Consider the following 202-nt stretch of genomic DNA (forward strand, 5'->3'; position numbering starts at 1 on the left):
CCAGCGTCAGCGCCCCATTGGTGGCATCCACCTGCAAACCGCCCACCCCTGATACCAGTGCATTCAGCTCTTTATTCGAGGTCGCGCTGCTGTCTGTTGCCAGCAACAAGGCATCGGCACCGTCTGTTAACAGTTCCAGCGCGCTCAGGCTGTAATTGACATACAAACCATTACCACCGCTGCCGTCGCTGCTGGTCAGACC

Annotated in this window: 1 protein-coding gene; it reads right to left on the minus strand. The window is 57.9% G+C overall.

Annotated elements, in window-relative coordinates:
• Positions 1 to 202 (minus strand): hypothetical protein (locus V1952_RS22840; RefSeq protein ID WP_420075672.1); only part of this gene is annotated, 202 nt, incomplete at both ends.

It is taken from the genome of Yersinia sp. 2542 StPb PI (genome assembly GCF_048593855.1).
GTDB classification, from domain to species: Bacteria; Pseudomonadota; Gammaproteobacteria; order Enterobacterales; family Enterobacteriaceae; genus Yersinia; species Yersinia enterocolitica_E.